The organism is Hymenobacter terrestris, assembly GCF_013377905.1.
Lineage (GTDB): Bacteria > Bacteroidota > Bacteroidia > Cytophagales > Hymenobacteraceae > Hymenobacter > Hymenobacter terrestris.
Genome location: NZ_JABKAV010000030.1, coordinates 1 through 23,259, shown reverse-complemented (window position 1 = coordinate 23,259; position 23,259 = coordinate 1). Strand labels below are relative to the sequence as shown.

19 protein-coding genes are annotated in these 23,259 nt (G+C 62.5%); 16 read left to right on the top strand and 3 right to left on the bottom strand.

The genetic code is table 11. From position 1 onward, the window contains the following. The first annotated feature begins 4 nt into the window (after positions 1-4). Entirely contained in the window at positions 5-352 is a 348-nt protein-coding gene (locus HW556_RS11230; protein WP_176900120.1) for a hypothetical protein, read from the top strand. A 148-nt stretch (positions 353-500) separates the two neighbouring features. Here HW556_RS11230 and HW556_RS11225 read toward each other — a convergent pair whose 3' ends face one another. Then, positions 501-1,736 carry an alpha/beta hydrolase family protein gene (locus HW556_RS11225; protein WP_176900119.1) on the bottom strand — a complete coding sequence of 412 codons (1,236 nt, stop codon included), beginning with the start codon at positions 1,734-1,736 and terminating at the stop codon, positions 501-503. A 222-nt stretch (positions 1,737-1,958) separates the two neighbouring features. On the opposite strand from HW556_RS11225, the gene HW556_RS11220 reads away from it, so the two are divergent. From HW556_RS11220 to HW556_RS11210, 3 genes are all read left to right on the top strand, one after another. After that, the gene (locus tag HW556_RS11220; RefSeq protein ID WP_176900118.1) at positions 1,959-2,390 is read left to right on the top strand and encodes a BlaI/MecI/CopY family transcriptional regulator; all 432 of its coding nucleotides are present in this window, start codon (positions 1,959-1,961) and stop codon (positions 2,388-2,390) included. Beyond that, positions 2,347-3,732, top strand: a complete 1,386-nt coding sequence (locus HW556_RS11215; protein ID WP_176900117.1) for a M56 family metallopeptidase — start codon at positions 2,347-2,349, stop codon at positions 3,730-3,732. The genes HW556_RS11220 and HW556_RS11215 overlap by 44 nt, the downstream gene beginning before the upstream one ends. A 155-nt stretch (positions 3,733-3,887) precedes the next feature. Continuing rightward, positions 3,888-4,925, top strand: a complete 1,038-nt coding sequence (locus HW556_RS11210; protein ID WP_176900116.1) for a hypothetical protein — start codon at positions 3,888-3,890, stop codon at positions 4,923-4,925. A gap of 146 nt (positions 4,926-5,071) precedes the next feature. Here the strand turns inward: HW556_RS11210 and HW556_RS11205 are convergent, their stop codons facing one another. Beyond that, on the bottom strand, positions 5,072-5,515 hold the full coding sequence (locus HW556_RS11205; RefSeq protein WP_176900115.1) for a BLUF domain-containing protein: 444 nt from the start codon (positions 5,513-5,515) through the stop codon (positions 5,072-5,074). 186 nt (positions 5,516-5,701) lie between these two features. Here HW556_RS11205 and HW556_RS11200 point away from each other — a divergent pair, with 186 nt between their 5' ends. From HW556_RS11200 to HW556_RS11165, 8 genes are all read left to right on the top strand, one after another. Next, positions 5,702-7,021, top strand: coding sequence for an AAA family ATPase (locus tag HW556_RS11200; RefSeq protein WP_176900114.1), 1,320 nt, complete (start codon positions 5,702-5,704; stop codon positions 7,019-7,021). Positions 7,022-7,165: 144 nt separating this feature from the next. Continuing rightward, a complete protein-coding gene (locus HW556_RS11195) occupies positions 7,166-8,197 on the top strand; it encodes a 5-methylcytosine restriction system specificity protein McrC (RefSeq protein ID WP_176900113.1) in 1,032 nt (343 codons plus the stop codon). Positions 8,198-8,381: 184 nt separating this feature from the next. Next, on the top strand, positions 8,382-10,031 hold the full coding sequence (locus HW556_RS11190; protein WP_176900112.1) for a TldD/PmbA family protein: 1,650 nt from the start codon (positions 8,382-8,384) through the stop codon (positions 10,029-10,031). 99 nt (positions 10,032-10,130) lie between these two features. Further along, a complete protein-coding gene (locus HW556_RS11185; RefSeq protein WP_176900111.1) occupies positions 10,131-11,450 on the top strand; it encodes a TldD/PmbA family protein in 1,320 nt (439 codons plus the stop codon). Between the two features lie 176 nt (positions 11,451-11,626). After that, positions 11,627-12,787, top strand: coding sequence for a carboxypeptidase-like regulatory domain-containing protein (locus tag HW556_RS11180; protein WP_176900110.1), 1,161 nt, complete (start codon positions 11,627-11,629; stop codon positions 12,785-12,787). Between the two features lie 72 nt (positions 12,788-12,859). Then, positions 12,860-14,509 carry a TldD/PmbA family protein gene (locus HW556_RS11175; RefSeq protein WP_176900109.1) on the top strand — a complete coding sequence of 550 codons (1,650 nt, stop codon included), beginning with the start codon at positions 12,860-12,862 and terminating at the stop codon, positions 14,507-14,509. Between the two features lie 193 nt (positions 14,510-14,702). Further along, entirely contained in the window at positions 14,703-16,028 is a 1,326-nt protein-coding gene (locus tag HW556_RS11170; RefSeq protein WP_176900108.1) for a TldD/PmbA family protein, read from the top strand. A 160-nt stretch (positions 16,029-16,188) separates the two neighbouring features. After that, positions 16,189-16,815 (top strand): DUF4159 domain-containing protein, encoded by a 627-nt coding sequence (locus HW556_RS11165; protein ID WP_176900107.1) that lies wholly within the window; start codon positions 16,189-16,191, stop codon positions 16,813-16,815. Between the two features lie 19 nt (positions 16,816-16,834). Here the strand turns inward: HW556_RS11165 and HW556_RS11160 are convergent, their stop codons facing one another. After that, positions 16,835-17,500 carry a hypothetical protein gene (locus HW556_RS11160; protein ID WP_176900106.1) on the bottom strand — a complete coding sequence of 222 codons (666 nt, stop codon included), beginning with the start codon at positions 17,498-17,500 and terminating at the stop codon, positions 16,835-16,837. Between the two features lie 165 nt (positions 17,501-17,665). Here HW556_RS11160 and HW556_RS11155 point away from each other — a divergent pair, with 165 nt between their 5' ends. The 4 genes from HW556_RS11155 to HW556_RS11140 all read left to right on the top strand — a co-directional run. Further along, positions 17,666-18,640 carry an AAA family ATPase gene (locus tag HW556_RS11155; protein WP_176900105.1) on the top strand — a complete coding sequence of 325 codons (975 nt, stop codon included), beginning with the start codon at positions 17,666-17,668 and terminating at the stop codon, positions 18,638-18,640. Between the two features lie 183 nt (positions 18,641-18,823). Next, positions 18,824-19,699 (top strand): DUF58 domain-containing protein, encoded by an 876-nt coding sequence (locus HW556_RS11150; RefSeq protein ID WP_176900104.1) that lies wholly within the window; start codon positions 18,824-18,826, stop codon positions 19,697-19,699. Between the two features lie 133 nt (positions 19,700-19,832). Beyond that, entirely contained in the window at positions 19,833-21,419 is a 1,587-nt protein-coding gene (locus HW556_RS11145) for a BatA domain-containing protein (RefSeq protein WP_176900103.1), read from the top strand. After that, the coding region (locus tag HW556_RS11140; protein WP_176900102.1) for a hypothetical protein at positions 21,416-23,259 on the top strand (1,844 nt) is incomplete at its 3' end. The genes HW556_RS11145 and HW556_RS11140, both read left to right, overlap by 4 nt.

Below are 23,259 nucleotides of genomic sequence, written 5' to 3'. Positions count from 1 at the left end.
CTCTATGAAATCGTTCTTTATTCTCTTCCTGCTGATTTTCGTGCTGGCCAGCCTGGCCCAACTGCTGCTGCCGTGGTGGGTGGTGCTGCCGATATGCCTGGGGCTGGCCGCGTGGCGGGGTGGCTCGGCCGGGGCCGCCTTTGTGGCCGGACTGCTGGGCGTGGCGCTCAGCTGGTGGTTACCCGCCGCCTGGCTGAACGGGCACGGCGCGGGCCTGCTGGCCAGCCGCGTGGCCACACTTCTGCCATTGGGCGGCAACTCCTGGCTGCTGGTGCTGCTCGGCGGCTTGCTCGCCGGGCTGGTAGGCGGGCTGGCGGCCCTGGCCGGCGCGTGGTTGAGGGTGAGGGAATAAAAACGAGTCATACTGAGCGCAGCGGAGCGAAGTCGAAGTATCTCTACCGCATTACTAATCCGACGCTAGGTCAGTTTAGCAATGAAGCGGTAGAGATGCTTCGACTCCGCTCCGCTGCGCTCAGCATGACTCGTTCTCCCTTATCCACTCAAAACTGCGAGATAAACGCGTAGGCTTGCAGGGTGTACACCGGGGCGGCGCTGAAGTGAGTGCCGCCCTGGATGGGGCGCAGTTCGACTTTGGTAGCCCCGCGGGCGCGCATGGCGTTGTAAGCGTCTTCCGAGTTGAAAAAGGGCACGTAGTCGTCCTGGGTGCCGTGGAACAGGGCCAGTGGCGCGCGGGGTTGCCAGTCGTACACGTCGTTGGCGGTGAGCGAGGCCGAAAGGGCTGGGTCGGAGTTGGTGAGCACGGCTTGGCGGAAGGCAGGGGCGAACAGCTCGGCGGCCTGCTGGGGCACGGCGCTGAACGGGTTGGCTTGGAGGCGGGTAGCGTAGGGCTGCTGGTAGTAGTAGCTAAACGGGCGGTTGAGCTGGTACACCCGGTCGTAGGTGCGCAGTACCCACACGTAGGTGCTGAGGAAATTCAGCGGCTCCGTCGAGTTCAGGATGTACTTGGCGAAGGCCGATTTGTGGTAGGCTCCGGCCCCGGGGGCGCTGGCCGTAACGGGCAGCGTGGCGGCGTAGTTTTCTTCCAGCAGCTGGTGCAGCGCCATGGTCGCGTAGCCCCCCTCGGAGTACCCCAGCAGGAAGTTTTTCTGGTTGACGTTGATTTTCTGCTGCTCGCAGAACTCGCGGGTGGCCCGTAGCATATCGGCCGAGGCCGAGGCCAGCGAGGCACCATGCTCGTAGGGGTGCGGCAGGGCCTTGGAGGCGCCGTAACCCAAGTAGTCGGGGGCCGAAACCACGTAGCCCGTGGCCGCCAGCACCGACACGGCCGACCAGATTTCGCTGCGGGAGCTGTAGTACGAAGGAGAGCGGTTTTCCTCGTCGGGCTGCAGCGTGCCGTGCTGGTAGCTGATGACGGGCACTGCCGCCGGAGCTACCGGCACCAGCACCGCGCCCGAGGCCGTTACCGCCTGCCCGTCGGTGTTTTGGGTGGTATAGGTGAGCCGGTACACTTTCACCGAATAGCGGGCCAGCGCGCCCACCAGCGGAATATCGGCTACCCGCGCTGCCAACACGGCTGGGGTGTACTCGCCAATCAGGCTGCTACTCACCAGCACCGGCGCAGGCTGCGCCACTGGCGGCGGAGTAGTGGGTGGTGCTACAACGGAAGGCGCGGGCGAGCTACTGTTGCAGCCGGGTACTACGCCCAGCATCGTCAGCCACAGCAGCGCTACGGCCCAACCGGGCGCGGTAAGACGGGAGATAAATTTATTCAGCACAAATAAGCGGGTTGATTATCAAACGAATCTATCCAACGCCGCCCACTGCCTCTGTGTTCCGGCCGCAGCTGGACAGGGCTTTTTTATCTCTCAGCCAAAATATTAGTTGTATAACTAAAAATTTAGTTTCATATTTGGTTTACCTGCTACCCATACTGAGGCTGTGCGCTGGCATCGAGCCTGACCGCCACCGGCAAACGAGAACCGAACAACAATCAACCCATGCCCGACCCTACCTTTCCCGAACTGACCCGCGCCGAGGAGCAAGTGATGCAGGTGCTCTGGCAGCAAGGCCCCGCCTTCGTGAAGGACGTGGTGCCCGCGCTGCCTGAACCGCGCCCGGCCGTCACCACGGTGTCCACTATCATCCGCATTCTGGAGCAGAAAGGTTTTGTGGGCCACGAAGCCTTCGGACGGACCCACCGTTACCACGCCCTGGTAGCCCGCGACGAGTACCGGCGCTTCTCGCTGGGCAAGCTGCTGGGCGGCTACTTCGGCGGCTCGTTCAGCCGGCTGGTATCGTTTTTCGCTCAGGAAGAAAACCTCGACGCCGCGCAGCTGGAAGAGCTGCTGCGCCACGCCCAACCCTCCACCCTCAACGACCTGCCCGATGCCTCCGACCCTGCTTCCGACCACGACGGCCGCCCTGCTTAGCTGGGGCCTGCAAAGCACGTTGCTACTGGGCGCGGGCTGGCTACTTTACCGCTACGCGCTGCGGCAGGAGCGGTTTTTCGACTTCAACCGGCGCTTTTTACTGGGGCTACCCTGGGTGGCCATGCTGATTCCACCGCTGCTTTCGGCCACGGAGCCGGGCACGTGGCTGAGCAGTTGGCTGCCGGAGTCTGCGCCCGGTGGTTCGGGGCTGCTGAACGGTGGTTTGCTGCCGGCCATAACAGTGCGCGAGCTGAGCGGCGGACCGCTAGCCGGGCCGTTGCCCTGGTTGCTGGGGCTGTACGGGGCCGGAGTAGCGCTGCTGCTGTTGCGGCTGGCTGGCCAACTCCTTCACTTGCACCGCAGCACCCGCCACCTGCCCCGCGAGGACCGGCCTGGCTACGTGCTGGTGCGCACCGGCGGGCGGCGGCCCATCAGCTCGTTTGGCCGGCTGGTGTTCTGGGATGAAACCGCGCCCCTGACGGCTGCCGAGGCCCGGGCGGTGCTGGCCCACGAGCTGGCCCATGTGCGCGGCCACCACACCTACGAGCGGCTGCTGCTGGAAGTGGCGCGGGCGCTGCTCTGGCCGGTTCCCTTCGCGCATCTGCTGCCCCCAGCCCTGGCGCAAATTCACGAGTTTCTGGCCGACGCGGCGGCAATCCAGGCAACTGCCGGTACCCCGGCCGGCCGCAACGAAACCGCCCCGGCAGCCTACCCCACGCTACTGGCCCGGCTGGCGCTGGGCCAGTTCCAGCCCGATTTACCCCTCGCTCATTCGTTCACGCAATCCTTCACCTTAACCCGTATCCGTATGCTGACTACCTCCGCCCCCTTACGCCGCTGGAAACGCTGGCTGCCACTGCCTTTAAGCGCCTGCCTGCTGCTCACCTTGGTTGCCTGCGAGAAGGAACTGGACAACTCCGTACCACCTCCTCCCCCTCCCGCTTTAATTTCCGCTGCTTCTACTGTTGAGGCAGCGCAACATCAGCCGGGCGACCCCTACAATTACGTGGAGCAGATGCCCGAGTATGCGGGTGGTCAGGAGCAGCTTTTGGCCGACATTGGCAAGTTGGTTAAATACCCACCCGCCGCGGCGGCGGCCAAGGTAGAAGGCCGGGCCTTCGTGAAATTCGTGGTAAGTGCCGATGGCATAATTCAGGCGGCTGAGTTGCAGAAGGGCGCGGGGGAAGACAAACCCAGCGTTTCTAAAGCACTGGCCCAACAGCTCGACGAGGCGTCCCTAAACGCCGTGCGCAACCTGCCCGGCAAATGGACGCCCGGCCGCCAGAACGGTAAGCCGGTGCCCGTGTATTACACGATTCCCATTACGTTTTCAGTTAAGTAGTATCCTGCTATCCAAGAAGCCCAAAACGCCGCCCGAAATGCTTCGGGTGGCGTTTTGTTTGTAGCCGTATTGGCTGGAAGTTCAATTGAAATTGAAAGTAAGCCGCAAAAGCCGCACCTTCGTAGTTCCATTCGCCTTCAATTCCCGTTGTTTTAGTGGCTTACCTCTCGACCCTTACCCGCCTCACGGCCCCCGCACTGGCTGCTCTGGGCCTCGCTTTCTCCCTTGCTGCGCTACCCGGCTGCGGCTCGCGCTCGGCCACCGACTCCGAAGCTGCCACCCTGGCCGCCGACTCGGTGCAGCAGCCCGCTCCGCTCGATTCGGCGGCTATGCAGCGCCTGGCTATGCGCCGCGACTCGCTCAAGGCCGACTCGATTGTGAAGGTGAGCGGGCAGCTGCCGGGTGCCATTCTGCCGGGCAAGCGCATTGTGGCTTTCTATGGCAACATCCGCTCGAAAGGCATGGGCATTTTGGGCCGCGAGCCCAAGGAGCAGATGTTTCGGAAGCTGAAAAAGGTGCTGGGCGAGTGGCAGGCCGCCGACCCCAGCCGCCCCGTGCAGGGTGCCATCCACAACGTAACCATCACGGCCCAGGGCACACCCGGCAAAGACGGTAAGTGGCGCCTGATGAACTCCAAAGCCACTATTGAGGAGGTTATCAGCTGGGGCAAGGAGCACAATGTCATTGTGTTCCTCGATGTGCAGCCGGGCCACAGCACCCTGCAGGCCGAGCTGCCCAAGCTGGAGCAGTACCTCAAAGACCCCATGGTTCACTTGGGCATCGACCCCGAATTCTCGCTGGCTACCATGCCCGGCGTGCGCCCGAACCAGAAAATCGGCACGCTCGACGCTAAGGATATCAACTTCACCATCAACTTCCTGGCGCGCATCGTGAGCGAAAACAAGCTCCCGCCCAAGGTGCTCACCGTGCACCGCTTCACCCGGAAGATGGTGAGCAACTACAAAAACATCAAGCTCGACCCGCGCGTGCAGGTGGTGATGCACATGGACGGCCACGGCGAGCCTACCCTCAAAAAGGACTCTTACAAGGCGTACGTTGCCAACGAGCCCGTGCAGTACACCGGTTTCAAAATATTCTACGAGTACGACGCCCGGCCCAAGCCCCACCACATCATGACGCCCTCGGAGGTTATTGCCCTCACGCCTTCGCCACTCTACATTCAGTATCAGTAAGCGGTAAATGCGTGAACCGGCGCGACCGGAACCACCACGTGAGAGTGGCGCCCATCCGGCCCTCGGCACTATTTAAACTGAGCGCCCCTGACGTTGATACGTTGGGGGCGCTTGTTTTTAGGAGCTATTTGGGCAGCAGCAGGGTTTCAGTGCGGTAACTCATCGGGGCGCGAGTCGGCAAATTCGCGCAACAGGCTTAGCAGTTCGTTGTCAGCGTCGGCATTGGCGAGGGCGGCGGCCAGGAAATCGGGAGCGTTGGGGTTGGCGTAGCCGGCCAGGCAGTGCAAGGCGGCCGAATCCAGCATCCGGAAGCCCATAGACCATTCGCCGAACAGCCGTTGCTCGATGGGGCCGGCCGCCAGCTTAATAACCTGGCGGTGCCGCAAGTCTTGCTCGATCTTGGTAAACAGGGCTTCTACCTGTGGCTGAACACCCTCTAGTACCTGAATAATATCTCCCTGACTGCTGTAGAGCAGTATTCCCGTTAGGCCAAGCTGGCTATTATTGGCCCGCCACCACACCAAAAATTGCTGCAAATCGGCAGGATTGAAGGCAACAGTGGTAATACTCGTGTAAACCAAATGATACATTGGGGAAAGCCAGTGGCTTATTGCAGACTGCAAGCCAGGTAAACGACTATCGCAAAAATAGTATTTTATTCATCTTTTCGTAACGCCGAATAGTACAAGGAAAACTCAAAAACTAGCACCACCACACAGCCCACAAGAAACCTGTGGCTCGGGCCGGCAAGTGGTTTTGCCCGTACATTTAACCGCATGGTCACTCCTTCCGCTTCCCTTCTAACCCGCGACCAAGTACTCCGGGCCCTGCGCCAGCTGGACCAGAACGGCCTGCAGATGCCCTTGAGCACCGTATATGACCTCGTGTACCGGGGCCGGCGCTACGCTCCGCGGCAGGTGGCACAACTGGCTTACCGGCTGGCTACCGGGCAGCCCGAAGCACAGTGGCCGCTACGGGCAGGAGCGCCCACCAACCAAGCCTTGGAGGCGCTGGATTTCACGATTGCCACCAAGCGCCCCACCCTCGAAAATTCGCCGCTGCTCGACGGCGACGTAACGGCCCAGCAGCAGGCGGAGGACCTGTACACTGGCTCGCCCCGCGAAACCGCACCAGCCAAAAAAGCACCCGTCAAACCCGTTTCTACGGAAGCGGCCGAGGCCCACGAGCCGCCGGTAGCCTACGAGCGGCCGGCCCCTATGCCCTACCCCCCGGAAATGGCGCGGGCCGAGCTGTTTCTGGCTGATCAGGAGCTGGCGGCGGCGCAGGCAGCCCTGGCGCGGCGGCGCAACCTGCTGCTGCAGGGCCCGCCGGGCACGGGCAAAACCTACCTGGCCCGGCGGCTGGCCTGGCTGGCACAGGGCAGCACCGATACAGCCCGCGTCGAACTGGTACAGTTTCACCCGAGCTACAGCTACGAGGATTTTGTGCAGGGTTTCCGACCCGACAGCCAGGGCGGGTTCCGCCTGCGCGACGGGCTGCTGGTGGAGTTTTGCCGCCGCGCCGCGCAGGAGCCCGAGCAGCCGTATTTTCTGCTGATTGACGAGCTGAACCGGGGCAACGTGGCCCGCATTTTCGGCGAGCTGCTGTTGCTGCTGGAAGCCGACAAGCGCGGCCCCGCCCACGCCGTGCGCCTGCCCTACGCTCCGACCGGTAGCCCGCCCTTTTTCGTGCCCGAAAACGTGTTCGTCATCGGCACTATGAACTTGGCCGACCGCAGTCTGTCCCCGCTCGATTACGCCCTGCGCCGCCGCTTCGCCTTCGTGCGTCTGCGGCCCGAATTCGGCGAGCCGCTGCGGGCACTGCTGGCGGCCCACGGCGTACCGGCAGACCTTGTCGTCCTGCTCACCACCCGCCTCCTCGACCTCAACCAAGCCATTGCCGACGACCCCGAGTTGGGCCCCGATTTCTGCGTGGGCCACAGCTACTTCTGCCAGCCCCCCACCAACCCCACCGAAGCCGCCACCTGGCTACGCCTGATTCTGGAGCAGGAAATCGGCCCGCTGCTGGACGACTATTGGCTTGACCAGCCCGCCAAGGCCACCCAGCAGAAAAAGAAGCTGCTGGCCGGGCTGTAGCGGTTGGTACAGGACCGTCATTCAGAGCGTAGCGAAGAACCTCGCGGGCTGATGTTGTCTTCAATTCAACGGCTGCCCGCGAGGTTCTTCGCTACGCTCTGAATGACAGTCCTGTACTGACATCTAAAAACGGACGATTTTCCCATGATTCCCATCCAGAACCTGTACTACCTGCTGTGCTACGCCTGGAACCGGTTACCCGAGGAAGCGGAGGTACGGGCGGTGAGCGGGCAGGAGTTTAAGCGGCCGTTGCCGCTGCTGGCCCAGGTGCTGCTGAGCGGCACCCGCCGGCTGTTGCGCCAGGGCCTGGCGGTGGCCTATACCGAGCGCGTAGCCGAACTGCCGGAGCTGCGCGGCCGGGTGCTGCTCACGCCCACGCTCAGCCAGGATTTGCCGCGCCGGGGCCGGGCCGTGTGCGCTTTTGATGAGTTGAGCCCGGATGCGCCGCTGTCCGGGCTGCTACTGGGCACCTTGCAACAGCTGAGCCGCAGCCGGGCGCTGCAAAGCGAGCAGCGCCAGCAGATCCGGCAGGTGCTGCGGCGGTTTCCGGCGGCGGTGGTAGCGCGGCCGTTGGGCGCGGCCAGCCTGCGGGCGACCCGACGGCTGCGGCCGGCCGGGCTGGGTGGGTTTCTGCTGAAAGTGTGCGAGCTGCTGCACCTGAGCGCTCTGCCCACGCCCAATGCCGCCGGCCGGGCCCAGTTCCGCGACTTCCGGCGCGACGAGCCGCTGATGGCCCGGCTGTTCGAGCAGTTTGTGCGCAACTTTTACCGGCTTGAGCAGCGGCAGTTTCGGGTGTCGTCGGAAATAATTGCTTGGCAGGCGGCGGCCGAAACGCCCGAGGCGCTGGCGCTGCTGCCGGCCATGATTACGGATACCTCGCTCGAAAGCCCAGCCCGCAAAATCATCCTCGACACCAAGTACTACGCCGCCGCCCTCAGGCGCCACCACGACCAGGCCCGGCTTATTTCGCCCCACCTCTACCAGCTCTACGCCTACCTGCAAAACCAGTCCCTGCAACCCGGCCAGGCCCTCGAAGGCATCCTGCTCTACCCGGCAGCGGCCCAGGCCGTGGACCTGCGCTATACCCTCGGCGGCCACCCCGTGCGCGTGGTTACCATCGACTTAAACCAATCCTGGGAAGGCATTGCAGCTGATTTGCTGGCCCTGGTGGCGTAGATAGATATAGAGAAAAAAGAACTGTCATTCCTCGCTTCGCTCGGCATGACAGTTCTTTTTTTATTTGACTTCAACCAAAATGCAGCCCCGCTACGGGTTTTTTGTCTGTGGGTTGCAACAAACGCAAGGAAGGCTGTACCTTCTTGCCGAATTCCTTCCTCCACTCACCCAAACCCGTACTGATTTGAAACGACGTGACTTTGTGGGCCTGACTGGCCTGGCTGCCGGAGCCCTGTGGCTGCCGGCCGTGCCGGGCTTCGGTGGCTCGCTCGTAGACCCCGCCCGCCTGCTGGAGCCGGGCCTCGATGTGGCCGTGAAAAAACGCCTGGCCGATGTGGCCCTGAACACGGCCAAATCGGCCGGTGCTACTTACGCCGACGTGCGCATCGGGCGCTACCTCAACCAGAGTGTATTCACCCGCGAAAAGCAAGTGCAAAACATTGCCAGCGGCGAGAGTTTCGGAGCCGGCGTACGGGTGCTGGCCAACGGTACCTGGGGCTTTGCAGCCACCAACACGGTAACCGAGGCCGGCATTGCCCAAGCCGCCAAGCTGGCCGTGCAGATTGCCAAGGCTAACAGCAAGGTGCAGAAAGAGCCCGTGCAGCTGGCCCCCCAGAAGGGCCAGGGCGTGGTAAGCTGGAAAACACCGATTCTGGTAAACGCCTTCGAGGTGCCGGTGAAGGACAAGGTGGACCTGTTGCTGGCCGCCAACGCCGCCGCTCTCGACAACGGCGCGTCGTTTGTAAATTCGGTACTGTTTCAGGTGAATGAGCAGAAGTATTTCGCCTCCACCGACGGTTCCTACATCGATCAGGATATCCACCGCATCTGGCCCAACTTCTCGGTGACGGCCATCGACCGCGCCTCGGGCAAGTTTCGCTCGCGCGATGCGCTTAGCTCGCCCATGGGCCTGGGCTACGAGTACCTGCAGCCCAAGGCGGCCGACAAAGTAGCTGGCCCAGCTGGCACCGGCCTCATCGGTTACCGCAACAGCTTCGACATGCTGGCCGATGCCGCGCTGGCGGCCAAACAGGCCAAGGAGAAGCTTACCGCCAAATCGGTAACGGCCGGCAAGTACGACCTCGTGCTCGACCCCAACCACCTGGGCCTGACCATCCACGAAAGTGTAGGCCACCCGACGGAACTGGACCGCGTGCTGGGCTACGAGGCCAACTACGCCGGCACCTCGTTTGCCACCCTGGAGTGGCGCGCCAAGGGCCAGCCCTACGGCTCGAAGCTCGTGAACATTGTGGCTGATAAGCTGCAACCCGGCTCGCTGGGCGCGGTAGGCTACGACGACGAAGGCGTGCCGACCAAAGAGTGGAACATCATCGACCAAGGCAAGCTGGTGGACTACCAGAAAATCCGCGACCAGGCCCACATAGTAAACCAGAAGCAGTCGGACGGTTGCTGCTACGCCGACTCGTGGAGCACGGTGCAGTTCCAGCGCATGCCCAACATCAGCCTGAAGCCCGGCACCAGCAAGCTGAGCGTGGACGAGATGATCAGTAAGGTGGACAAGGGCATTTACATTGCCGGCCGCGGCTCATTCTCCATCGACCAGCAGCGCTACAACTCGCAGTTCGGCGGCCAGGTATTCTACGCCATCGACAAAGGCAAGATATCGGGTATGCTCGAAGACGTGGCCTACCAGACCAATACGCTCGAGTTCTGGAACTCCTGCGCTGCTATCTGCGACGAGTCGGACTACCGCATGTTCGGCTCCTTCTTCGACGGCAAGGGCCAGCCCAGCCAGGTGTCGGCCGTAAGCCACGGCTCGGCTACCACGCGCTTCAACAACGTGAACGTGATTAACACCGCCCGTAAAATTTAAGCTGTTAGCTGTTAGCTGCTGGCTGTTAGCTTTCTGTTCAGGAGGCTAGGTCAAAAGCTAACAGCTAATAGCCATTAGCTAACAGCTTAAACAAAAAACATGGCCATTATTTCTCAGACCGAAGCGCAGGCGATTCTTACCAAAGTGCTCGGGTTCAGCAAAGCCGACGAGTGCGAAGCCACGCTTAGCGGGCAGTCGGGCGGCAACGTGCGCTCGGCACGCAACGCCATCAGCACCAGCGGCGGCATCGACAACGTAAGCCTGGCAGTGGAAGCCCGCTTTGGCAAGCGTTCGGGCGTGGCCACCTGCAACCAGTTCGACGACGCCACGCTGCGCACCTGCGTAACGCGGGCCGAAGAAATTGCGCGCCTCGCCCCCGAAAGCCCCGAGTACATGCCCCTGCTGGGGGCCCAGAAGTACCTGCCCATCACCAACAGCTTCGCCAAGGCCACGGCCGCCATTACGCCCGATTACCGCGCCGAGCAGGTGGGTAACAGCATGGCCATCAGCGCCGAGCGCAAGCTCAGCTCGGCGGCTTTCCTCAACGATTCGTCCGGTTTTGTGGCCAAGCGCAACAGCAAGGGTCTGGAGGCCTACCAGCAGCAGTCGGGCCTGGAATTCAGCGTAACCGTGCGCACGCCCGACGGCACCGGCTCGGGCTACGCCATGGCCGACTACAACGACGCGGCCAAGTTCGACGCCAAAACCCTGACCCGCATTGCCGCCGACAAAGCATCCGGCTCGCGCAACGCCAAGGCCCTGGAGCCCGGCAAGTACACCGTGATTCTGGAGCCCGCCGCGGCCGTGGATCTGCTCAACAACATGATGGGCTCCTTCGACGCCCGCAACGCCGACGAAGGCCGCTCGTTTCTGGGCAAAAAAGGCGGGGGCAACCGCAAAGGCGAAAAGCTCTTTGATGAGCGCGTGACCATCTACTCCGACCCGGCTAATGCCGAACTACCCGACCTGGTTTTCTCGGGCGATGGCCGGCCGCAGCAGCGGACTGCCTGGATTGAAAAAGGCGTGGTAAAGAACCTGTACTCCTCGCGCTATTGGGCCCAGAAAGCCAGCATTCCTGATATTGCCCGCCCCGGTGGCTGGATTATGGAAGGCGGCACCCAGAGCGTGCAGGACCTTATCAAAGGCACGGCCAAAGGCATTCTGGTGACGCGTCTGTGGTACATCCGCGCCGTGGATCCGCAGACGCTGCTCTACACCGGCCTGACGCGCGACGGCACGTTCTACATCGAAAACGGCCAGATCAAGTTTCCGGTGAAGAACTTCCGCTTCAACGAGAGCCCGATTATCATGCTCAACAACCTCGAAGCCTTCGGTAAGCCCGTGCGCGTAGGCGGCAACCTCGTGCCCCCGCTCAAAATCCGCGACTTCACCTTCACCAGCCTTTCCGATGCCGTCTAAATCACAGCTGGTGCAGATGAAACCGCGCGTTACGCAGATGCAGACGTTGAGCCTGCTTTACGTTAGCGGTTACAGGACGCAAACTGCTGTGTTTCGCAACCGCTAACGGTTCTGTATCTTACGGCGTCCGTGCATCAATCTATATGCTGAAAAGCTACCGTTGTTTACCCTTCTTTTTGGCACTGCTGCTGGGCGGCTTTGGGGCCTCGGCCCAACGACTGAGCGGACGGGTGCTCGACGCGGTTACCGGCCAGCCAGTGCCCTACGCCAGCATCAGCGTACCGGGCGCCAGCCAGGGCACGACCGGCAACGCGGAAGGTGAATTTGAAATGGCGCTGAAGCTGCCGGTGCGGCTTATAGTTTCGGAGCTGGGCCACCGGGCTGATACGCTGGCCGTAGCCGTCGGCCAGAAGCAACTAGTGGTACGCCTGCAGCCCGCGGCCGTGGAACTGCCCGACGTGGTGCCGGGAGCCTACACCGTCGAGCTGCTCAAAAAGGCTTATCGCCACCTGCAACGGGTTAACCGCCCGCGCTATGGACAGGCCTTCTACCGCCAAATCACTCGCCTCGACAACGAGCCCGCCGAAGTGCTGGAAATGGTTTGGCACACCAAGGCTAACGGGGTGGGCATCGAGGAAACCGCCCCTAACCAGGGGCGGTACGCGGAGAAAAAGGCACTCCTAAAGTTCAAAGACTTCTCACTTTACACCCGCGCAATTAACTTCATCAGTCAAGGCACTGACTCTACTGCAACTGACGCCATATTGAGCTTAAATCCTACAGCTGATATGACGCTTCGATTAATCGGGCTAAGCACCGACGGAAAACGGGAGCTAGCTGATATTGGCTTTGCTTCTAAAACCCACCCGGAAAAGGTGTTTGGCAGCTTTCTGATTGACACCGAGACTTACCAGTTGTTACGCTGCCGCTTTGTAACACCAGCATTCGGTTCGCGGACTAAAAACCCACTTTTCAAATTCAAAGACAGTAGAACCTCGCTCGAATGGGTATTTAAGCCATTGGACGACGGTTCTACCATACTAGATTACTACAAAATAGACCATCAGCAAACCTTGGAGCGGAAGCTAAAACCGGATGTAGCTGTGCAGGTTTCCGCCTTCACCATCTTCTATGATGGCCAGTTGAAACCAACGGCCAACGTATCTTACCAGCGGGGCAAAAAGGGCGATGGAACAGACCTGCAAGCCATCAAAGCCCTGCCTTACGACGCGGCTTTCTGGCAGAACAACTCGGTAGTCAAGCGCACTCCGCTGGAAGACGCCACCATTAAAGCTTTTGAACAAAAAGGTGCCTTCGGGACCCTGCTTACCCCCTGACCCTGGCCCGTCCGCGCCGCCATCACCAGAACAAATCCTTTTCATCTGCAGCATCTGCACCATCTGTGATTTATGAAACGACGTGATTTTGTGGGCCTCACGGGCCTGGCGGCCAGCGCCCTGTGGCTGCCCGCTATTCCGGGTTTTGCCGGCGACATTGTAGACCCCATGCGCCTGCTGGAGCCGGGCCTCGATGTGGCCGCCAAAAAGCGCCTGGCCGATGTGGCCCTGAACACAGCCAAATCGGCCGGTGCTTCGTATGCCGACGTGCGCATTGGGCGCTACCTCAACCAGGGCGTGTTCACCCGCGAAAAGCAGGTGCAGAACATCGTTAGCTCCGAGAGTTTCGGGGTGGGCGTGCGCGTCATTGCCAATGGTACCTGGGGCTTTTCGGCCACCAACACGGTAACCGAGGCCGGTATTGCCAAGGCCACGCTGCTGGCCGTGCAGATTGCCAAGGCCAACAGCAAAGTGCAGAAAGAGCAGGTGCAACTGGCTCCGCAGAAGGGTTTCGGCGAGGTTTCGTGGAAGGCCCCTATCAAGGTCAACGCCTTCGAAGTACCTATCAAAGACAAGGTGGATTTGCTGCTGGCGACCAACGCGGCGGCCCTGAGCAACGGTGCCTCGTTTGTGAATTCGGTGCTGTTTCAGGTGAACGAGCAGAAGTATTTCGCCTCCACCGACGGCTCCTACATCGACCAAGATATCCACCGCATCTTCCCCACGTTCGGCGTCACGGTAGTGGACCGCGCCTCGGGCAAATTCCGCTCGCGCTCGGCCCTCAGCGCCCCCATGGGCCTGGGCTACGAGTACCTGCAGCCTAAAGCCGAAGACAAGATTGCCGGCCCGGCCGGCACCGGCCTCATCGGTTACCGCAATAGCTACGACATGCTGGCCGATGCTGCCCTGGCCGCCAAGCAGGCCAAGGAGAAGCTCACCGCCAAGTCGGTAACGGCCGGCAAGTACGACCTCGTGCTCGACCCGCACCACCTGGGCCTGACCATCCACGAAAGCGTAGGCCACCCGCTGGAGCTCGACCGCGTGCTGGGCTACGAGGCCAACTACGCCGGCACTTCGTTCGCTACGCTGGAATGGAAAGCCAAGGGCCAGCCCTACGGCTCGAAGCAGGTAAACATTATGGCCGACAAGTTGCAGCCCGGCTCGCTGGGTGCCGTAGGTTGGGATGATGAAGGCGTAAAGACCAAGGAGTGGATGCTCATCAACGACGGCAAGCTGGTGGACTACCAGAAAATCCGCGACCAGGCCCATATTGTGGGGCAGAAGGAGTCGGATGGCTGCTGCTACTCGCAGTCGTGGCAGGATGTGCAGTTCCAGCGCATGCCCAACGTGAGCCTCAAGCCGAACACCAGCAAGATGAGCGTGGATGAGATGGTAAGCAAGGTGGACAAGGGCATTTACATTGCCGGCAACGGCTCGTTTTCCATCGACCAGCAGCGCTATAACTCGCAGTTTGGCGGCCAGGTATTCTACGCCATCGACAAAGGCAAAATCACGGAGATGCTCGAAGATGTGGCCTACCAGACCAACACGCTCGAGTTTTGGAACTCCTGCGCCGGCTCCTGCGACCAATCGGACTACCGGCTCGCGGGCTTCTTCAACGACGGCAAGGGCCAGCCCAGCCAGAGCTCGGCCGTAAGCCACGGCTCGGCCACCACGCGCTTCAACAACGTGAACGTTATCAACGTCGCCCGGAAAATTTAAGCTGTTTAGAAAGTCTCAAGCACGTCATGCTGAGTTTGCCGAAGCATCTCTGCCGCTTCGTTGGATTACTACCGCAAAGAAGCGGTAGAGATGCTTCGGACACTGGCTCTAAGCGCCACATGCTCAGTATGACGTGCTGCTTACGATTGACACCTTTCAAAACATCTGTCATATAACAGCTTAATCTAGAATCATGGCTATCCTTTCCAAAGACGAAGCCCAGGCCATCCTGAAAAAGGTGCTGGGCTTCAGTAAAGCTGATGAGTGCCAGGCTAACCTGAGCGGGCGCACCACCGGCAACGTGCGCTACGCCCGTAACTCGGTGAGTACCGCCGGGGCCACCGACAACGTGAGCCTGGCCGTGGAAGCACGCTTCGGCAAACGCTCGGGCGTGGCAACCTGCAACGAGTTCGACGACGCCACGCTGAAGCGTTGCGTGCAACGGGCCGAAGAAATTGCGCGCCTTGCCCCCGAAGATGCCGAGTATATGCCCCTGCTCGGGCCCCAGCAGTACCTCACACCCAAGGCCTACGCCGCCAGCACCGCCGCCATTAGCCCCGATTTCCGGGCCCAAGCGGCCGGCGACAGTATCGCGCTATGCACGGCCAAAAACCTGACCGCCGCCGGCTACCTCGAAGACGGCGCCTACTTCCAGGCCATCCGTAACAATAAGGGCCTCGAAGCCTATCAGCAGAGCACCAACGTCGATTTCAGCATCACGGTACGCACGCCCGACGGTACCGGCTCGGGCTACGCCACGGCCGACTACACCGACGCGGCCAAGTTCAACGCCAAAAACCTGACCCAGCTGGCCGCCGACAAAGCCGCCGGTTCGCGCAACGCCCGCGCCCTGGAGCCTGGCAAGTACACCGTGATTCTGGAGCCCGCCGCGCTGGCTTCGGATGAAGGCTTGCTCAACAACCTCATGTACAGCCTGGGGGCCCGCGAGGCCGACGAAGGCCGCTCGTTTCTGAGCAAAAAGGGGGGAGGAAATAAGGTGGGCGAAAAGCTCTTCGATGAGCGCATCACTATCTACTCTGACCCGCTGAATGCCGAGGTACCCAGCGGCGTGTTCGATGGCGAAGGGCTGCCCGTGAAACGCATGACCTGGATTGATAAGGGGAAGGTTTCCAACCTCTACTACTCGCGCTACTGGGGCCAGAAAAGCGGCAAGCCCGCCACGGCTTTCCCCGGCAACTGGATCATGGAAGGCGGCACCCAGAGCGTACAGGACCTCATTAAGGGCACGGCCAAGGGCATCTTGGTCACGCGCTTGTGGTACATCCGCGACGTGGACCCGCAGACGCTGCTCTACACCGGCCTCACGCGCGACGGCACGTTCTACATCGAAAACGGCCAGATCAAGTTTCCGGTGAAGAACTTCCGCTTCAACGAGTCGCCCGTGATTATGCTCAACAACGTGGAGGCCATCGGCCGCCCGGTGCGCATCGGTGGCAACCTGGTGCCCCCGCTCAAAATCCGCGACTTTACGTTTACCAGCCTCTCGGACGCGGTGTAAGCCGATGCCGCGTTGCCTACGTATGTAAGGGCCCATCCGGCAGTTGGCCGGATGGGCTTTTTGCTGCAGCCGGCCGCGAAAATACCCCCGGCAGTGCAACCCCGGGGGCCGCGCTGCTTCCTTTACCAACAGTCGCCTTATGGCGCTCCTATCTCTTCTTATGCCCGCTGCTGCCTTTACCTTCGTGCGCCTTAAATATCAGTCTGGCGACTGGGATGCAGTGGATGAACGGATGCCGGCCAACCTGCTGCACTCACTGGTACAGTACACTAAAGTACCGGTGGCACCCAAAGAGAAAGTAGTGGCCCTTGATTCGGAAGAGCTGTTTCGCTACCCCTTCTGCTACCTCTCGGGCCACCGGCTGGTACAGTTTTCGGCCGCCGAAAAGAAGATTTTTGAGCAGTACGTGCGCGGCGGCGGCTTCGTGTTTGTCGATGACTGCAACCACGACATCGACGGGCTGTTTGCGCGCTCGTTTGAGGAGCAGATGCGCGTGTGTTTCGGGGCCGGGGCGCTGAAGAAGCTGCCGAAGTCGCACCCGATTTACTCACAGTTTTTCCCCTTCCCCGACGGGCCGCCCAACACGGGCTTCGAGCTCAATGGCTGGGGCGACGACCTAGTGCACGACTACCTCAAGGGCATCGAAATAGACGGCCGCCTACGGGTGCTCTACTCCAACAAAGACTACGGCTGCGAGTGGGACTACGACTTCCGCAATAAGCGCTTCCTGGCCGAAGACAACACCAAGTTCGGCGTCAACATCATCCTGTACGCCCTCACGGCCTGATGGCGTTGCCGATAGTCAGCTAAAAACGGTAGCCCAGGCTGAACCGGGCATCCGGCATAATAATGCTATTCTCATAATGCGTCGGATCGTCGGAGCAGCTAATGCAGCCGATCGGGACAGCCGAATTATTAAGCTGCTTCCAACCCATTAACCCCAGTGAAGCATCGAATACTAGGCGGCTTTGGGGACCAAATGCTGCCTGCCACCCTATTGCGCCACCCGCCCCGCCCAGCACCCGACGTTGGATGTACCCGGAAGGCGTATACCATACAAAGGAAGCCAGGTAGTCCCGCTTCACCAGCCGCGCACCAACCATAGGAGCCACGTAGAGGCCCGTAAGTCCGGTTGGGTGGCGGGGCGTGGCGACGTAATGGCGCAATTGCAGCGCCAGCCCCGTTATTCGTTCCTTGGCGTTGCCCGCATCGAGCAGTGCCTCCACGTTGCCGCTCACATGTGGCCCCAGTTGCCGTTCGTAGCCCACCAACAGGGGTAGCGCCGTGCCTCCATCAAGTAGATAAGACAGATTGCGCACCAGTAATACGAGGACATCAAGCCGCACTACGTTGCGGTACGCCCTCACTGCAGGTCGTAGCGAATCGGGCGGCGTGGGTTGCGTCTGGGCGAAGGCTGCGCTGCTGCTCAGCAGCAGCGAAAACAGAACGGCAAAAGACAGGCGTGCTTTCATAGCTCAAACCAAGCCCTTATTTTATTAGAGTCCCAACCATCTTTCTACCGAATCAGACTTCACGGAAATGGAAAAACAGTTTGTAATCTACCTTCCCAACGCATCCTTCTTACCTTTTACCTGACTTTATCCTAACCACCCCGCATCCACGCTTTTTAGCTGTCCATGACCGAACAAGACGTAACGCGCCTGCTGGCGAAAATCCCGCTGCTGAAAACCGAAATCGGGAAAGTAATTGTGGGCCAGCAGCAGGTGCTGGAAGAAGTGCTGGTGGCCTTGCTGGCCGGCGGCCACGCGCTGCTGGAAGGCGTACCGGGCCTGGCCAAAACTCTGCTCGTGCGCACGCTCGCCCAGGCCACCGACCTGCCCTTCCGCCGCATCCAGTTCACGCCCGACCTGATGCCCACCGACATTCTGGGCACCGAGATTCTGGAGGAAGACCACGGCACCGGGCACCGCTCGTTCAAGTTCAACCCCGGCCCCATTTTCGCCAGCCTAGTGCTGGCCGACGAAATCAACCGGACGCCGCCCAAAACCCAGGCCGCGCTGCTCGAAGCCATGCAGGAGGGCCACGTAACCTACGCCGGCCAGGAGCACGCGCTGCCCAAGCCGTTCTTTCTGCTGGCCACCCAAAACCCGATTGAGCAAAGCGGCACCTACCCGCTGCCCGAAGCCCAGCTCGACCGGTTCCTGCTCTACGTGCGCATCGGCTACCCCACCGAGCAGGAGGAGCTGGCCGTGCTGACGGGCACCACTGGCACCGCCCGCCCCGAAGTGCAGCCCATCCTCAGCGGCGACGATGTGCGCCAGCTGCAGCTCCTGACCCGCCAGGTGAGCATCAGCGAGGAGCTGGTGCAGCGCGTGAACCGGCTGGTGCGCGCCACCCGCCCGGCCACGTCGCAGGTCAAGTTTATCCAGGATTACGGCCGCTGGGGCGCCGGCCCGCGCGCCGGTCAGGCCCTGATACTGTGCGCCAAAGCCCGCGCCCTGCTGCAAGGTCGTTTCGCTGCTACGCAGGAGGATGTGCGGGCCCTGGCCCCAGCCGTGCTGCGCCACCGCATCCTGCTCAACTTCAACGCCGAAGCCGAGGGCCTGACGACGGAAGATGCCGTAGCAGCCCTGCTGGAGGCAGTTTCTTAGGGTTGGCTCTAGAAGGGCAACAAGGGCTATGTCATGCTGAGCGAAGCCGGAGGCGTAGTCGAAGCATCTCTACTGCAATGCTAATCTTGTCGTTGGGTTTACCTATTGCAGTAGAGATGCTTCGACTACGCCTCCGGCTTCGCTCAGCATGACAGGTCAAAAATCAAAAATCACCCACCAAAAATGCTGACTCCCGAACACCTGCACGCTTTGCATAACCTGCCGCTGGCTGCCCGGCAGGCGGCCGAGGGGCTGCTGCACGGCGCCCACCTGAGCCGCCGCAAGGGCGCGGGCATGGAGTTCAGCCAATACCGCCCCTACCAGCCCGGCGACGATTTGCGCCGCCTCGACTGGCGGCTGGCGGCCCGCTCCGACCGCTACTACCTGCGCGAATCGGAGGTGGATACCAGCCTGACGGTACACCTCGTGCTCGATGCCACGGCCAGCATGAACCACCGCGACGACAACGGCCTGAGCAAGCTCGAATATGGCCGCCTGCTATGCGCTGCGCTGGCCCACGTGGCCACCCAGCAGGGCGACGCGGTGGCCCTGACGGTGCTGCACCCCAGCGGCCTGCGCCACCTGCCCTCCCGTGCCGATGCCCGCCAGCTGCCCCGCCTCTACCACGCCCTGGCTACCACCGACGCCACCGGCCAATTCCCCGATACGGCCACGCTCGCGCCCCTCACCGCCCGCCGCCAGCCCGCCCTCACTATTTGCCTGACCGATTGGTACGAGGAAAACGGCGAAGTCGAGCAGTTGCTGACGCGGCTACGGGCGGCCTCGGGCGAGGTGCTGGTGCTGCACTTAATGGCCCGCAACGAGCTGGAATTCACGTTTCGCGGGGCCGTAACGTTCGAGGACCTCGAAACCGGTCAGCAGCTCCAGCTCGATGCCGGCCAGCAGCGTCAGGTGTGGCAGCAGCAGCTGCAACCCTGGCTGCAGGCCACCGCCCGTCGCGCCCGCACCCTCGGCTTCGACTACCAGTTGCTAAGCACCGCCGAACCCCTCACCGATGCCCTTCGCGAATTCCTGCGCCACCGCGCCCGGGGAGCGTAGAGGCGTAATAATCTGCCGCAACTACTGCCACCGTTTCGCGTCTGTATTTTCGCATTTCCCACTTATTGACAATTACCGAAGCGGCAGTCCAAAGGCTGTAGCTTGCGGCTTGCCACTTGTAGCGCCCACCCTTTTGCCGCCGATTTTCTTCCCTAACGCCGCCGCTGGTTGGCTGGCCCTGCTGGGGCTGGCGGTGCCGCTGGCTATTTACCTCTGGAACCGTCGGCCGGGCCGGGTGGTGCAGGTGGGCAGTGTGCGGTGGCTGGAAGCGGCCGCCAATCAGCGCCTGCGCAACATCAAGCCCGAGCAGTTGCTGCTATTTCTGCTGCGGGCCGCCGTGCTGGGGCTGCTGGGGCTGGCCGTAGCCGAACCGTTGCAGCTGCTGCCGGTGCCGCCCACCCGCGGTCAGGTACTGCTGGCTGCTGGCGTATCGGCCGAAGCCTTGGCTCCGGTGCGTCCCCTGCTCGATTCGCTGCGGCAACGCGGCTATGAGTTGCGGCAGCTCTCCGATTCTCGCCCCGTTAGTGCGGTCCGGCCCTGGGCGGCGCTGGGCCTTGGCGATACCACCGCGCAACCCTCGGCGCGCCTGGCTACCGACTCCGTTTTGGCGGCCGCCCCTAACCTCTGGAGCACTGTGCAGCTGGCCGCCGATTCGCTGCCTGGCCGGCCGCTGGTGGTGGTTGCGCCGCTGAGCGTGGCTTACTTCCGCGGGACCCGGCCGGCGCTGCCAGCCGCCGTGCGCTGGCTGCCGCTGCCCCCACCCGATTCCAGCCGCTGGCCAGTAGCAGCCTGGCAGCCGCACCCCGATAGCCTGCTGGTGCTGATGGCCAACGGCTCGGAATCGGCCATTGCGTACCAGCAGGTGCGTGTGCGGCGGCCGGCAGCCGACCAACTCGTGGGGGGCAACTGGGGCGGGGCTGAAATCATACTAAGCAGCCCAAACGAGCTACTGATAACCGAAAATGGCCGCCACCGCACGGTGCCGCTGTTGCGCCGGGCGGCGCGCTGGCACATGAGCCACGATGCTGCCCACGCCGCCTCGGCCCGGGTGTTGGCGGCCGCGCTACGGGCCGTGGCCCCTACCCTACCCCTACGGCCCCGGTTGGTAGTCTCTACTTCCGAAACGGTGCCCACCGATTCGCTCGACTGGCTTTTCTGGCTGCGCGACGCCCCGCTGCCCGCCCGCTGGGCAACCGATTCATCGGTCCGCATCTGGCAGGAAGCCAGTTCAGATACTAAGGCCTTCGCCACCGAATTCCAGCCCATCACCAGCGCCGAAACCAGCGCCATTTCCCGGCTCGATACTACTTCCGATCCGGGAGCCGTACCGGTATGGATTACCGCCGCCGGCCGGCCGCTGCTGAGCTGGCAGCTGCCTGGTCGCTACCGCCTGCACTCCCGCCTCGATGCCGCCTGGAGCACCCTGGCCGACAGCCCTGAGCTACCCGCACTGCTGCTGCCCTTGTTGCAGCCCACTGCTCCGCCCACCTTTCAGCCCGATTCGCGCCAGCTGGCCCTGAGCCAGTTGCGCGGGCCGGTAGCAGCGGTAGCCGATGGTATGGAACCAACAGCCCCGCGCTGGGAGCTGGCTCCCTGGCTGGTGCTGGCTGCGGGGTTGCTGTTTGCGCTGGAGCGGCTACTGGCTGCCCGGCGCAACCTTTCTGCACCAGTTAGCGCACGTTCTTCCGAATCATCATCCACCCAACGCCAGCCCGCATGAGCCCAGCCGTTGCCTCCGTCGCTACCGAAGCGGCTGCCCCCGCCGGGCTGGTGCTGGCCGCCGGCCGCAGCCGGGCCCGCCGCCGCACCCTGGCCCTGCTGCTGCCCGTTTTGGCCGCCGCTGCGTTGCTGCTGACGGTAGCTGCGGGCTGGCCCCGCACGGGCTACGCTGTGGCGGGCGTAGCGGTGGCGCTACTCGGGCTGGCTGGCTGGGCGCTCTGGCACATCTGGCAAGAGTCGCCCGCCACTTCTGCCCGCCGCCTCAACCAGCAGCACCCCGCTCTGGAGGACAGTGCCGCGCTGCTGCTGCGCCCGAACACCGACCTGAACCTGCTGGAGCACCTGCAGCAACAACGGCTGCAGGAGCGGCTGCCAGCTCTGGCCGCCACCGGGCCACTGCTGCCCGTTAGCTTCCAGCCGGCCTTGTTTGCTTCGGTGGCGCTGTTGCTGCTGGCGGCGCTGATGTGGTGGCAGCGGCCCGGCGCGGCCGTGGCTACGGCCGCAGTTGGCGCGCCCGTGGCCTTGCGTTTCCAGGAAACGCCCGCTCAGCCAGCGGCGGCCCCGCGCATCGTGGAAACCCGGGTGCGGGTGCAGCCGCCGGCCTACACCCGCCAGGCGGCATTTACGCCCGAATCCGGCTCGTTCCGGTGCCCGGCGGGTAGCCGCGTGCGCTGGCAGCTGCGCCTGAGCCGACCCTCGAAAGCGCCGCCGGTGCTGGAGCTGGGTGCCCGCAAGCTGCCATTGCAGCCGGTGCCGGGCGATTCGCTGGCTTTCAGTCGGGAGGAAGTGCTGGCGGCTTCGGTGCTGTACCGGCTGCGGCTGGGTGGGCAGGTTTCCGACGATTACTCGATTGAAGTAGTAGCCGACCAGGCTCCGGTTATTCGCCTCATTCAACCCAAAGCCTACACGCTGGTCGAGTTTGGCCAGCCGCCGCGGGTGGCCATTGAGGCCCAGCTGAAGGACGATTACGGCCTGAGCAGGGCCCGCTTGGTAGCCACCGTGGCCCAGGGCCAGGGCGAGGCCGTGAAGTTTACGGAAGTGGTAACTGAACTGAGTAACGGCCTGGGTAGTCAGCCCAGCACCGCCACGCTGCGCCCGGTGCTCAACTTGCGGGCGCTGGGCCTGAGCTACGGCGACGAAGTGTACTTCTACCTGCAGGCCTGGGATAACCGGCAGCAGCTAACCCGCTCTGACACCTACCTGGTGCAGTGGGAGGACACCACGGTGCAGACCAGCGCCCTCGACGCCTCGTTGGGCGTGAACACGGCCCCAGCCTACTTCCGCAGCCAGCGCCAGATTATCATCGACACCGAAAAGCTGCTGGCCGAGCAAAGCAAGCTACCCGCCGCCACAGTGCAGGAGCGCGCCAACAGTATTGGCGTCGACCAGAAGCTGTTGCGCATGCGCTACGGCAAGTTTCTGGGCGAGGAAACCGACGAAAGCATCGGCGGCGCCACCCGCCCTGATGAGCAGGACCGGGCCACCAAGCCCGCCGACCCGCCCGGCATGGGCTCGGTGGTAGCCGAAGACCACACCACCCCCGAACCTACCGCCGCCACTGCCAAAAAGGAGGACGAGCACCACGAAAACGACGGCCACGACCACAGCGCCGGCCTGCCGGCGCGGGCCGGGCAGTCGGCTGCCGAGGCGCGCACAGCGGAGCTAATGGAGCCCTACATGCACCGCCACGACGACTCGGAAACGGCCGACTTCCTGGAGCCTGCCGTGAAAACCAAGCTGCAGGCCGTACTGGCCCAGATGTGGGAATCGGAGTTGCGGCTGCGCACCGGGCAGTTGCGCGAGGCTCTGCCCTTCGAGTACCGCGCCCTGCGGCTGCTGAA